Genomic DNA, 13,153 nt, shown 5'->3' with positions numbered 1-13,153 from the left:
TGGTTCGCGCGCCGCGGCCTGCCTAACCTCGATGCACGTGGTGTACCCGAGAGGCCAGGGAGCTGCCTGCAAAGCAGCGCACGCGGGTTCGAATCCCGCCACCACGTCTCGTGTGTTGTCCTGGGGCGAAACGCCCAGGGGCCGAGCTATTGGGCGGCGTCGTAGCCCGCCAGCAGGCGGCGGGACGCTGTGCCCATGTGCGAGACCATGGCCTCTGTCACCAAGGCGGCGTCCCGGGACTCGAGCGCCTTGAAGATCGCGCGATGCTCGGCGAGCGCGGCGGCGGCATGGCCTTCATCGGTCAGTGCCCGGTCCACCCAGATTCGCAAGAGCGACCTAATGCTCTGCAGGAGTTCCTGGAGGACCTGGTTCCCGGAAGCGGACGCGATTTCCTTATGGAACGCGGCGTCGGCCTCGACGAAAACCGCGAGGTTATCCAGCCCGGCCTCCATCGAATCAAGGTTGGCTCGCATGCGCTCCAGGGCCTCGTGGGTAATACGGGCCGCGGCCAACTGAACCGCCTGGACCTCCAATCCACTGCGCAGCTCCACGAGTTCGCGTGTGCGCGGCTCGCCGAGCATGAGTCCCCAACTGAGGGTGCGGGGCAACAGTTCGGAGACGCCGTCGCGCAAGTAGGTTCCGGACCCCGGCCGGACGATGACGATGCCGAGGATTTCCAACGCGGCCAACGCCTCGCGAACCGCCGAACGCCCGACGCCGAGCGAAGCCGCCAATTGGCGCTCGGCCGGGAGCCGGGTTCCGGCCGCTATGTCGCCGCTGGTGAAGTACGCGAGCAACCTCTCGGCGACCTCGGAGACGACGGAGCCGTGCTCCATCGGAGCAAGGGCTGCCGTCATATGGGCCGCTGCGGCGGCGGAATTCGCTGACATCTTCACAGCGTAGCAACCGGATGACCAATTTCTCCCGCACCGAATTCGTAGGTGCGGGGGTCACGTGAATCCGGCGCGCGAAAATTAAGATCAGTCAACCGGTTGACCAATTTACTCTCTAGGGTTTATGGTTTTTATCACACGCTTAGCTCGGTCCTGAGGCATCGAAGTCCACGGATCGGCACTAAGAAAACCCGAGCCGCCTGGTCCACAGAAGGACAACGCGCTCCGGCAACCTCTAGGAGTCAATGTGGACACCACACAATCGGTGGTCGAAAGATCGGCCATCAAGAAAGTCGCGATCCGGCTGGTGCCGTTCGTCGCCTTGATGTTCTTCATCAATTACCTGGACCGGACGGCCATCTCGTTCGCCGGCCCGAACGGCATGAACAAGGACCTGGCGCTCTCCGCAGCGCAGTTCGGTTTCGCGTCCGGAGTTTTCTTCATCGGCTACATCCTGCTGGAGGTTCCCAGCAACCTTGCTTTGCACAAGTTCGGCGCGCGCCGCTGGCTGGCCCGAATCATGGTCAGCTGGGGCATTGTGTCCCTCGTGTTCACCTTGGTGGGCAACGTGGACCAGCTCTACGTCCTGCGCTTCATTCTGGGTGTGGCGGAAGCCGGATTCTTCCCCGGCGCCATCCTCTTCCTGAGCCTCTGGGTCCCCGCAAAACACCGAAGCAAGATCCTCGCCCTCTTCTACTTGGCACAGCCGTTGACCACGGTGATCGGCGCTCCACTGGCCGGAGCGTTGATCCAGCAGCACGGCGTGTTCTTCGGCCTTGAGGGCTGGCGGTTCATGTTCTTCGGTGTCGCCATCCCGGCGATCGCCATCGGCGTCATCTCCTGGTTCTACCTGGCAGACTCCCCCGCCAAGGCCAAGTGGCTGACGTCGGAGGAAAAGACCTGGCTGACCGGTGCGCTCGAAAAGGAAAAGGCGGCGACTTCTGCCAGCAACAAGCACGTCAGCGTTCGCACCGTGTTCGGCAACGGCCGCGTTTGGATGCTTTCCCTGATCTACTTCGGCTTCATTTACGGCCTCTACGCCCTCGGCTTCTTCCTGCCGACCATCATCAAGGGTTTCGAGTCCCAGTTCGGCACGAAATTCGACGTCTTCCAGCAAGGCCTCATCACAGCCATCCCGTACTTGCCTGCCGCCGTCGCCCTGTACTTCTGGTCCAGGGACGCCACCAAGCGCGGCGTCAAGACGTGGCACATCGCGCTTCCCGCACTGACCGGCGCCGTCAGCATTCCGTTGGCGCTGTTCGCAGGGTCCCCGGCCGCGACGATCGCCGTCATCACCATCACCGCCGTGTCCATCTTCGCGGCCCTGCCGAACTTCTGGACGGTGCCCACGCAGTTCCTCACCGGGGCGGCGGCCGCAGCCGGAATCGCGCTGATCAACACCGTCGGCAACCTCGCAGGCTTCAGCGCCGGCTACATCACGGGTTGGCTCAAGGATTGGACGGGAAGCTACGTGGTGCCCATGTTCGTGGTGGGTGGCTTCATGCTCCTTTCCTCGATCCTCATGGTCGTCCTCAGCCGCAGGGGAAAGGCCAGCGAAGGCGTCCCCGCCGAGGCTCTGGATCCCGCAGGCGCCGGCCACCACGCAGAGCCCTAACCCCCCGCCCGACCTGCCCCCAGGCAGGCGCCAGTTCTCACCATGATTTCCACCGACAGGTCCAGGAGTTCCGCATGACCCGCTTGTTCAATGAACCCGCAGCCTTCGCCGACGAGATGATCGAAGGTTTCGTCGCATCGCACGGCCGCTGGGTACGGCGCGTCTCCGGCGGCGTGGCCCGCAGCACCCGGAGCACTCCCGGCACGGTAGCGCTGGTGATCGGCGGCGGTTCGGGCCACTACCCGGCTTTCGGGGGGCTCGTCGGCCAGGGCCTGGCGCACGGCGCAGCGATGGGCAACCTCTTCGCCTCGCCGTCCGCGCAGCAGGTCTACAACGTGGCCAAGGCGTCGGACAATGGCGGCGGCGTGCTCCTGGGCTACGGCAACTACGCCGGGGATGTCCTGCATTTCACCCAGGCGCAGGAGAAGCTCCGCAAGGAGGGAATCGACTGCCGCAGCATCGCCGTGACGGACGACATCTCCTCCGCCCCCGCAAGCGAGATGCACAAGCGCCGGGGTATTGCCGGGGACCTGACCGTCTTCAAGGTCGCCGCCGCAGCCTCCGAGGCCGGCTACACCATGGACGACGTCGTGCAGATCGCCGAACGCGCCAACCACCGCACCCGTTCCTTCGGCGTCGCGTTCACCGGGTGCACGCTGCCCGGCGCGGAGCGGCCGCTCTTCACCGTCCCCGAGGGCCGGATGGCGGTGGGCATGGGAATCCACGGCGAACCAGGCATCGGCGAAACGGACATCCCGACGGCGGATGAGCTCGCCGAGCTGATGGTCGCCAAGCTCCTTGCCGAAATCCCCGAGGGTGTCCAGATCAGTGGTGCCCGCGTCGTCCCGATCCTCAATGGCCTGGGCAGCGTGAAATACGAAGAACTGTTCGTCGTGTACCGCCGCGTCGCGCAGCTCCTCACTAAGGCAGGACTCGACGTCGTGGATCCGCAGGTGGGCGAGCTCGTGACCAGCTTCGACATGGCAGGCACATCCTTGACCCTCTTCTGGCTGGACGAGGAACTCGAACAACTCTGGCTCGCACCGGCCGACGCCCCAGCCTTCCGCCGCGGCGCGGTCACGGCCCAGGCGCTGGCATCCGACGACGGCGAGCTGGCCGACGTCGAACTTTCCATCCCTGCCGCCACGGCTGAGTCCCGCGCGGCCGCCGTCCGCGTCCTCGCCGCACTTGGCGCCGCCAAGGACGTCGTCGACGCGAACGCCGAGGAACTTGGCAGGATCGACGCGATCGCCGGAGACGGCGACCACGGCATCGGCATGGAACGCGGAGTCCGCGCCGCGGTCGAAGCCGCGGCAGACGCCGTCGTACGCGGCGCCGGTGCGGCCACCACCCTGCACTTCGCCGGAGACGCCTGGGCAGACAAGGCCGGCGGAACCTCCGGCGCGCTCTGGGGCATGGCACTGCGGGCCGTCGGTGACGCCTTGGGGAACGTCAACGCGCCCGACGGCGGTGCTGTCGCCACCGGCGTGGCAGACGCCGCCGCGGCCATCATGAACTTCGGCAAAGCCAAAGTGGGCGACAAAACCCTGGTGGACGTCCTGGTCCCGTTCCGCGACGCCCTCAAAGCCGGCGTGCAGGACGGCCGGTCCCTGACGGACGCGTGGGGCACCGCCGTCGTGGCTGCCCAACAGGCCGCCGAGGCAACCGCGAACCTGCTGCCGCTCATGGGCCGCGCCCGCCCGCACGCCGAGAAGAGCTTGGGCACCCCGGACGCCGGAGCCGTCTCAATGGCCCTGATCGTCAAGGCGATCCACGAATCCCTCCTCCAGGAGAACACGATCGAAAACAGCATGAAGGAGACAGCATGAGCACCAAACTGCGCCTGGTCATCGGATCGGACGACGCCGGATTCGAGTACAAGGAAGCCCTGAAGGCCGACCTCGAGGCCAGTGAACTGGTCGAATCCGTGACCGACGTCGGGGTGGATGCCGTCAGCCACACCCCGTACCCGTCCGTGGCCATCGCCGCCGCCGAACTCATCGCCGCAGGCAAGGCCGACCGTGCCCTGCTGGTATGCGGCACCGGGCTGGGGGTAGCCATCGCAGCCAACAAGGTCCCCGGCATCCGCGCCGTCACCGCCCACGACAGCTTTTCCGTGGAACGGGCCGTCCTGAGCAACAACGCGCAGGTCCTCACCTTCGGACAGCGCGTCGTCGGCCTGGAATTGGCCCGCCGCCTCGCCAAGGAGTGGCTCACCTACACGTTCGACGAGTCCTCAGCCTCCGCCGAGAAAGTCACGCTTATTAAGGACTACGAGGGTGTCACTTCCTGCTAAACCCGCCGTCGGCGGGACGAATGAGAAGGCGATCATCGGCGTCAGCCTGAAGATGTATTTCGGCTACGAGCGCACGCTCGAATACTGCCGGGAAGTGGCGTCCATCGCGGCCGCGCATCCCGCGGTCCGGAGCGGCGAGGTCGAGTTGTTCGTCCTGCCGGCCTTCCCCGTTCTAGCGGACGCCGGCCGACTCCTCGAAACGTCCGGCGCAGCCACGGGCGCGCAGGACATCTTCTGGGAAGACGAAGGCGCATACACCGGCGAGGTCAGTGGGAAGATGGTGGCCGAGATCGGCGGCAGCTACGTCGAAATCGGGCACGCCGAACGCCGCAGGCTCTTCGGCGAGGACCACCGGGTCATCGGGCTCAAGACCGCGGCAGCCTACCGCAACGGCCTCACCCCGGTTCTGTGCGTCGGCGAACTGAACTCCGGTTCAGCCGAAGAGGCCATCGCCCATTGCTCCGCCGAGATCGACGCCGCCCTCAAGCGGGCGCAATCGCTCGGTCCCGCAGGCCGGACCATCGTGGCCTACGAACCGCAGTGGGCCATCGGCGCGCCGGAACCCGCGACGCCCGAATACATCAGCGCCGTGGTCCGCGGCCTCGACGAGCACCTCCGCTCGTTGCCGGGACAGGCCGGGAGCCGTGTCATTTACGGCGGCAGCGCGGGCCCCGGGCTGATCAGCCAGTTGGACATGTCCGTTGCCGGCCTGTTCCTCGGTCGCTTCGCGCACGATCCGGAAGCCCTCAAGACCATCCTGGACGAGGCTGCCGCACGCCTCGTTGGGAAAGGGGTGACAGTATGAGCTCGACCATCGGCCTGAGCAGCTACGCGTTCTTCTGGCAACTCTCGGACGCCGTCTCGGCACCGCTGAGCATCCACGACGCGCTGGCACGCACCGCGGACCTGGGCGTCGAGCTGTTCCAGATCTGCGACTATGCTCCCCTCGAGCACATGTCCGACGACGAACTCGCCGCCGTCCGCTCAACCGCGGACTCCCTCGGCATCACGCTGGAACTCGGCACGAAGGGCATCCGTCCGGAGCACCTGCGCAAGTCCCTGCACATCGCCCGGATCCTTGGCTCGGAGCTACTGAGGACAATGTTCAACGTCCCGGGCCACGCGCCCGACGCCGACGAAGCCACCGCGATCTTCACCGAGGTCCTGCCGGCCTTCGAAACGGCAGGCGTGCGGATCGCCGTCGAAACCTACGAACAGGTGCCTACCTCACGGATCCTGGACGTGATCCGCCGGGTGGACAGCCCGTACCTCGGGATCTGCAGCGACCCCGCCAACACCGTCGCGGCGCTGGAGATGCCCCGCGAGGTGATTGACGCCGTCGCGCCCTATGTCCTGAACATGCACATCAAAGACTTTGCGTTCAGCCGCAAGGAGGGGTGGGTCGGGTTCACGTACTCCGGCGCGCCGCTCGGCGAAGGCCTCCTGGATTACGACTACATGGCCGGCAAGATCCAGCCCTCGCAAAGAAACATCAACCAGATCGTCGAACACTGGCTGCCCTGGCAGGACTCCGAGGCGGAAACCATCCGCCTCGAAAACCAGTGGACCCAACAAAGCCTCGAATTCCTAAGGAGCAAGTGAAATGTCAGCAGAACAATTGACCGTCGCCGTTGTCGGAGCCGGTGGCAAGATGGGGATGCGCGTTTCCGCCAACCTCCAGAAGAGCAGCCACACGGTCACCTACAGCGAGAACTCTCCCGCCGGCCAGGACCGCGTCCGCGCCGAGGGCCGCGAGATCACCGCAACGGACGACGCCGTCAAGGGCGCCGACGTCGTGATCCTCGCCGTGCCGGACACCGTCCTGGGCATCGTGTCCGAAGGCGTCGTCCCGCAGATGAAGCCCGGCTCGATCCTCCTTACCTTGGACCCGGCCGCCGCCTACGCCGGACTGTTGGCCAAGCGCGACGACGTCGTGCAGGCTGTCGCGCACCCGTGCCACCCGTCCGTGTTCCTTGAGCGCACCACCAAGGAAGAATGGGCCGACACCTTCGGCGGCCAGGGCGCCCCGCAGAACGTCGTGGCAGCGATCGACGAGGACGCACCCGCGGCAACCCGCGACGCAGCCGAGGCGACCATCCGCACCATCTACGCCCCCGTCATCGACGTCCACTGGGTCACCGTGAAGCAGCTCGCCATCCTGGAACCCACCCTCGTGGAGACCGTCGCCTGCATGATCGGCACCCTGCTCAACGAAGCCCTCCACGAAACCGTGCACACCGCGGGCGTCCCCGAAGAAGCAGCCAAGGCCATGCTGTTCGGTCACGTCCAGATTGCCCTGACCAACGCCCTGCGCGGCTCCAACCCGTTCTCCGAGGCCTGCGAAATCGCCATCCAGTACGGCAAGGACACCATCATCAAGGACGACTGGAAGAAGATCTTCGACGACTCCGAGCTCGACGGCGTCATCGCCAAGATGCTCAAGCTGGACGCCGTCAAGCGCTAGGCGATTCATCACCACCCGCGAGATGGCAGTTCACGGCAATTACTGACGCGAAGTGCCATCTCGCGGCGCATTCCAGGGGTTTACTGCCCGCCCCGCGCCAGCCATCATGAAATCAGGCGCAGGACTTCGCCGACCGCTACAGCACGGCCGCTCCTTGCGCAGCGGAGGCGCAGCGACATGTCACCCAGGATCGAGCCCGCGGACCACGCCCTGGGAGGCACTGCCCCCGGCGCCCCGGACCGATTCCTGACCGACTACTACGAACACGTGGCCGATGATGATGTCCGCAACTACACCACGGACACGCTCCTCGAGCGTGCCCGGTACCACCGCTCATTGGCTGAACGGCGGGCTCCCGGGCAAGCTGTGATCGGCGTCCTGAACGAGGCCGACGCGAGCCTCGTAGCGATTGTCACCGAGGACATGCCTTACCTCGTACCGTCGGTCACTGCGGAAATCGCCAGGGACAACGCCTCCATCGGGCTCCTGGTCCACCCCACTTTTACCGTCACCCGGGATCCAGCCACCCACCGCCTGACCGACGTCCGCCGCGGCCCCCTGCGGACCGGACTGCCGTCCGGCCTCGAGCCTTCCGTCCCGGTCACCCCTCTGGAGCACGACGACGGCCGGCCGCTCGCGGAGGCTTGGATCGCCGTCGAGATTTCCCGCCTTCCGGACGAAACGAGTGCCGAACACCTCGTTGAACGGCTGCAGAGCGTCCTTGGCGATGTCCGGGCCGCGGCGGAAGACGCGGCTGCCATTCACCAGGAACTTGCCGACGAGATCGGGGGTTTGGCGGGTTTGTCCGGCGGCGGGGAGGTCCGGGAGTTGCTGCGCTGGCTGGACGACGGGAATTTCGTGTTCCTCGGCTACCGCGGCCGGAGGAGTCTCGGACTGCTCCGGAAGGTGGCGGGCGACGCGTCCGAGGCCGGGCCGCCCGAAGGTGGGCCGTCCGAAGGTGGGCCGTCCGAAGGTGGGCCGTCCGAAGGTGGGCCGAGCGCAAAGCCCCTCCTGACGCTCACCAAGTCGACGCTCCGCTCGACGGTGCTCCGGCGTGCCTACCTCGACGAAATCACCCTGGCCGGGGCTGACAAGATCGGCGAGCGCACCTGGGTCGGCCTTTTCGCTCCCAGCTCGGCGTCCCGTTCGGCACTCCAGATTCCCGTCATCCGGGACACTGTGGACGAGGTACTGCGGACGTTCGGCTACCCGCCGGCATCACACCGCAGCAAGGAACTCCTGGCCGTGGTGGAGGCTTATCCACGCGACGAGCTCTTCCACATCGATGCCGGGCAGTTGGCGGAGCACGCGCGGGACATCTTGCGCCTCCAAGAACGGCACAGCACCCGGTTGTTCCTGCGTCCGGACTCGCATAACCGCTTCATGACGGCATTGGTCTTCCTGCCGCGGCAGCGCTACAGCACGGCCGTCCGGCTCAACATTGAACGCGAACTTCGCGAGGCCTTCGGTTCCGGGGCCATCGAGTTCGAGCTCCGCCTGGGCGAATCCGCGATGGCCCGGGTGTTCTTCCGGGTCCTGTTGCCACGCGAGGGGGCGCCCGCCGTCGTCGACCCTGCGGTACTGGAGCAGCGGATTATCGCCGCGACGCGGTCCTGGGCGGAAGGCCTGGACGAAGTCTTGCGGGCAAGGTTCCCCGCAGACGAGGCCGCCCGGCTGTCCCGGCAATGGGCTGCCGCCTTTCCGGCCAGCTACAAGGCCGATTACGAGGTGGAAGACGCCGTTCAGGACATCGTCCGGTTCGAGAGTTTCGCGCCCATGGACGGGGACCCGGCCGACGGCGACACCGCGGACCCGCTGCTCACCGTCTACAGGCGCCAGGGAACCGCTGTCCTCGCCGAGGATGCGCGGATTCGGCTCTATTTGACCCGCCCGCAGAGCCTGAGCCAGATTCTGCCCCTCTTCCACAACCTAGGCTTGCGCGTCCTGGACCAGCGGCCGTTCGACGTGCAGCGTGCGGACGGGCGGTCCTTCTTCCTTTACGACCTTGGCCTCGTGTATCCGCGTGGAGTTGATCCCGTGCGAACGGGCGAGCTCCTGGCCGCTTCGTTCTGTGCCGCGATGCGGGGAGATGCGGAGTCCGACGCCTTCGATGCCCTGGTCATCCGGGAGGGGATCGACTGGCGGCGGACAGCCATCCTGCGCGCGTATGCGAAGTACCTCCGGCAGCTGGGGAGCACCAATTCGTACGGGTTCATCGCGGATACCCTTCGTGAGAATGTGCGGGCAACCCGCGCTCTGCTTTCGCTCTTCGAGGCGAAGTTCGATCCGGACCGGTTCGACCCCGATCTGTTCGATCCTGAGCTGCGGGCGCCGGCGCCCGCTGACAAGACGCCTGCTGAGCAGATGGCGGCTGGAAGCGACCTGTTCGAAACGGACCGCGGTAAGTACAGCTCGCGGACGCAAGCCACCAACGCCGCGCGCAAGGAACTGGCCGAAGCGATCGACGCCGTACCGGTCCTCGACGCCGACCGCCTGTTGCGTTCCCTGGCGAGCCTGGTGGAGGCCACCCTGCGCACTAACTTTTACCTCAACAAACCGTATTTGAGTTTCAAGCTGAACCCCTCCTCCATCCCGGCTGCACCTGCACCCCGGCCACAATTCGAAATCTGGGTCTACTCGCCACGCGTGGAAGGCGTCCACTTGCGGTTCGGCGCCATTGCCCGCGGCGGCTTGCGTTGGTCCGACCGCCGTGAGGACTTCCGCACGGAGGTCCTGGGGCTCGTGAAAGCCCAGACCGTGAAGAACGCCGTCATTGTTCCCACCGGAGCCAAGGGTGGTTTCTACCCCAAACAACTCCCGGACCCCGCCGAAGACCGGGCGGACTGGCTGGCCGAGGGCCAGGAAAGCTACCGGATCTTCGTCCGTGGACTACTGGACATCACGGACAACCTGGTTGCCGAGCGCGTCGTCCCGCCGGCGCGCGTGGTGAGGCACGACGGCGACGACTACTACCTTGTGGTCGCCGCGGACAAGGGCACAGCCACGTTCTCCGACATCGCCAACGACCTCGCCTCAGAGTACGGATTCTGGCTGGGCGATGCGTTCGCGTCCGGCGGTTCCGTGGGTTATGACCACAAGCAGATGGGCATCACGGCCCGCGGCGCCTGGGAGTCCGTGCGGCACCATTTCAGTGAGTTGCTCATCGACTCCCGGGCCGAGGATTTCACCGTGGTGGGCATCGGCGACATGAGCGGCGATGTGTTCGGCAACGGCATGCTGCTCTCGAACCACATCAAGCTGGTGGCGGCCTTCGATCACCGGCATATCTTCCTGGATCCCACCCCGGACCCGGCCATTTCCTTCGCCGAGCGGAAACGGCTCTTCAAGCTCCCCCGCTCATCCTGGGCCGACTACAACCCCGCGAAGCTCAGTCCCGGTGGAGGAGTGTTCTCCCGGGCCGACAAATCAATCCGCATCACCGAGCCTGTCCGCCTCGCCTTGGGATTGGAGGAGGGCACGACGGCGATGAGCCCGCCTGAGCTGCTCAGGGCAGTCCTCACGGCCCCCGTCGACCTGCTCTACAACGGTGGGATCGGCACCTACGTCAAGGGTTCCGCCGAGACGCATGCCGACGTCGGAGACAAGTCAAACGATGCCATCCGGGTGGACGCCGCCCAACTGCGTACCCGGATCATCGCCGAGGGCGGCAATCTCGGCATCACCCAACGCGGCAGGATCGAGGCTGCGCTGGCCGGAATCCGCGTAAACACCGATGCCATCGACAACTCCGCCGGCGTGGACTGCTCGGACCACGAGGTAAACATCAAGATCTTCCTGGACCGGATGATCGCCGCAGGCAAGATGTCCCCCAACGAAAGGACGAAATTCCTGCACTCACTCCAGGACGAAGTGGGGAGGCTCGTGCTGAAAACCAACGTTGACCAAAACGTCCTCCTCCTCAATGACAGGCAACTGGTCCTCGAGTGGAGCCCGAGCTTCGAACGGACCATGGACTGGCTCGAGTCAGCCACGGACCTGGACCGGGAGCTCGAATGCCTGCCGACAACCAAGGAAATCCAGGCGCGAGTAAGGACCGGAGTTGGACTGACCTCACCTGAACTCGCAGTGCTGGCGGCCTATGCGAAGATCGAGCTCGCGCGGGAACTGACGGAGGGCGGGCTCGCGGACGATCCATGGTTTTCGAAAACGCTGCGCGACTATTTTCCCCGTCAGCTCTCGGAACGGTTCGGCGAGGACCTCTCCACGCATCCCCTGCGCCGCCAAATCGTTGCCACTGTGGTGGCCAACGACATGATCAACCTCGGCGGCATAGCCTTCGCGTTCCGCGCCATGGAGGAGACCACGGTTTCGGCGGCCGCGGTGGCGCGCGGATTCGTGGTCATGCGCCGAATCTGGGACTTCGATTCGGTCACTGAAGCCATCGCGCGGGTACCGGCAAGCGTCCCGAGCGAACATGGATGCGCCGTGGCCCTGGACATGCGCCGGCTCCTCGACCGGTCGACCCGCTGGTACGTCACCCACGATTTCCGCGACAAGCCCATAGCGGACGCCTTCGCCCGGCTCGAGCGGCCCATGGCGCTGATGCGGGCGAACTTCACGCGCTTCCTGCACGGGATCAACCTGCAACACTCGTTGACGCGCCTTGCCCATTCGGATTCAGTGGGCTTGCCACACGAGCTGGGCCTTCGAGCCTCGGAACTCCTGGTCAGCTACGGCCTTTTGGACATTTCCGCGATCGCCGAGGAATTGCAAGAGCCCGTTGAGGACGTCGCCGAGGTGTACTTCGCCGTGTTCGAACGGATTTCGGCCATTCCCCTGTTGGAACACATCACGCTGTTGCCGCGGGACACCCACTGGGAAGCCTTGGCGCGCGCAGCCCTCCGCGACGACATGTACCTGGTCCTTGCCGACATGACCAAGGCCGTGGTCCGGCACACTCCCCGCTCCCCCGAGGCAAGCGCCGACCCCATAGGAAGGATCCAGGATTGGGAACGCGGAAACATCGAACAACTCGCCCGCATCCAGGACACCATCAAGGAAGCGATCAAGCCCGGCCCGGTGGATATAGCCGCACTCTCCGTGGCCGTGAAGCTCTTGCGAGCGATGGTACGCCGGTGATCCAGATCCCAGAATGACAGACATCCGACGACTCTTTGCTATCTTTTATGCAGGAATTGCCGCTCCCCAACGCGGCATCCTGCAGAAGGAGGCCCCCAATGAGCACTGCCACGATAGAAAACAACGAGATCCATTTGTCCTTTGCGTCCGTCGACGAAGTCCATGCCGGACTCGACGAAGCCGTCAGCACGCTCATCGAAGCCGCTGCCGAAGACGGCCGCTGCGGGATCCTGGTGACCCGCCGGGAGCCCGGAAGCTACACGGTCGCCTTGGACGAGTCCGTCCCGTTCGGCCAGACCCGTGAGGTCCTCGCCGCCTAAGGACAGGCCATAGAAATAGGTACAGACAAGAAAAACCGGAGCTTGTTTTCCAGACCACGCCAAGACGGCGCGGAATGGGAAACAAGCCCCGGTCCTTTAACCCGGTTTTTGCGGAGTCCCTACACCCGGCGCAACTCCACGCCGTCGGACTTCATGAAAAGCTGTTTGGCGGCTTCATCGGCGCCAGGTCCTGCGGGTTCAAGCCACACAACGTTGCCGCTGCCCGAGACTTCCTGCACCTCCCCCGCAGCGACCACATGTGCGTGCCTTACGACTTCGATCCGCTCCCCCACCTTCAACGTTCCCCAGTTGGAAACGACGGCGGACTGTGCGATTCGCCTGGACAGAACTGTCCCGCGTGCCTTCATTGAACTTCTACCCCTTTGTGGATGTTCGTTGTTTTCAGTTGTAAACGGATATTCCCCGGCAGGCCCACGACATCGTCGGCGTGGACATGCCGTACCC

The 13,153-nt window shown here is 65.3% G+C and carries 10 protein-coding genes and 1 tRNA gene; 9 read left to right on the top strand and 2 right to left on the bottom strand.

Going from position 1 to position 13,153, the window contains the following annotated elements; translation table 11 throughout:
* The first annotated feature begins 36 nt into the window (after positions 1 to 36).
* Positions 37 to 107: transfer RNA gene (locus tag AC3WJU_RS02370), tRNA-Cys, on the top strand.
* 39 nt (positions 108 to 146) lie between these two features.
* Here the strand turns inward: AC3WJU_RS02370 and AC3WJU_RS02365 are convergent.
* Positions 147 to 890 (bottom strand): FadR/GntR family transcriptional regulator, encoded by a 744-nt coding sequence (locus AC3WJU_RS02365; protein WP_332602535.1) that lies wholly within the window; start codon positions 888 to 890, stop codon positions 147 to 149.
* 250 nt (positions 891 to 1,140) lie between these two features.
* Here AC3WJU_RS02365 and AC3WJU_RS02360 point away from each other — a divergent pair, with 250 nt between their 5' ends.
* The 8 genes from AC3WJU_RS02360 (at position 1,141) to AC3WJU_RS02325 (ending at position 12,688) form a co-directional block, all read left to right on the top strand.
* Positions 1,141 to 2,508, top strand: a complete 1,368-nt coding sequence (locus AC3WJU_RS02360) for an MFS transporter (protein ID WP_492259030.1) — start codon at positions 1,141 to 1,143, stop codon at positions 2,506 to 2,508.
* A gap of 74 nt (positions 2,509 to 2,582) precedes the next feature.
* Positions 2,583 to 4,337, top strand: coding sequence for a dihydroxyacetone kinase family protein (locus tag AC3WJU_RS02355; RefSeq protein WP_492259029.1), 1,755 nt, complete (start codon positions 2,583 to 2,585; stop codon positions 4,335 to 4,337).
* The gene (locus tag AC3WJU_RS02350; protein ID WP_306960750.1) at positions 4,334 to 4,804 is read left to right on the top strand and encodes a ribose-5-phosphate isomerase; all 471 of its coding nucleotides are present in this window, start codon (positions 4,334 to 4,336) and stop codon (positions 4,802 to 4,804) included. The genes AC3WJU_RS02355 and AC3WJU_RS02350 overlap by 4 nt, the downstream gene beginning before the upstream one ends.
* A complete protein-coding gene (locus tag AC3WJU_RS02345) occupies positions 4,788 to 5,609 on the top strand; it encodes a triose-phosphate isomerase family protein (protein ID WP_492259028.1) in 822 nt (273 codons plus the stop codon). The genes AC3WJU_RS02350 and AC3WJU_RS02345 overlap by 17 nt, the downstream gene beginning before the upstream one ends.
* Positions 5,606 to 6,406 (top strand): sugar phosphate isomerase/epimerase family protein, encoded by an 801-nt coding sequence (locus tag AC3WJU_RS02340; RefSeq protein ID WP_492259027.1) that lies wholly within the window; start codon positions 5,606 to 5,608, stop codon positions 6,404 to 6,406. The genes AC3WJU_RS02345 and AC3WJU_RS02340 overlap by 4 nt, the downstream gene beginning before the upstream one ends.
* Position 6,407: 1 nt before the next feature.
* Complete coding sequence (locus tag AC3WJU_RS02335) at positions 6,408 to 7,268, top strand: phosphogluconate dehydrogenase C-terminal domain-containing protein (RefSeq protein WP_441437757.1); 861 nt, start codon at positions 6,408 to 6,410, stop codon at positions 7,266 to 7,268.
* A gap of 177 nt (positions 7,269 to 7,445) precedes the next feature.
* The gene (locus AC3WJU_RS02330; RefSeq protein ID WP_492259026.1) at positions 7,446 to 12,368 is read left to right on the top strand and encodes an NAD-glutamate dehydrogenase; all 4,923 of its coding nucleotides are present in this window, start codon (positions 7,446 to 7,448) and stop codon (positions 12,366 to 12,368) included.
* A 98-nt stretch (positions 12,369 to 12,466) separates the two neighbouring features.
* Entirely contained in the window at positions 12,467 to 12,688 is a 222-nt protein-coding gene (locus AC3WJU_RS02325; RefSeq protein WP_059388456.1) for a hypothetical protein, read from the top strand.
* A gap of 119 nt (positions 12,689 to 12,807) precedes the next feature.
* Here AC3WJU_RS02325 and AC3WJU_RS02320 read toward each other — a convergent pair whose 3' ends face one another.
* Positions 12,808 to 13,056, bottom strand: a complete 249-nt coding sequence (locus AC3WJU_RS02320; protein WP_059388455.1) for a hypothetical protein — start codon at positions 13,054 to 13,056, stop codon at positions 12,808 to 12,810.
* Between the last annotated feature and the right edge of the window lie 97 nt (positions 13,057 to 13,153).

The sequence above is a fragment of the Arthrobacter sp. FW306-1B-F12A genome, assembly GCF_058781865.1.
The sequence above is the reverse complement of the archived record's forward strand: the minus strand, read 5'-3'. Positions and strand labels throughout refer to the sequence as shown.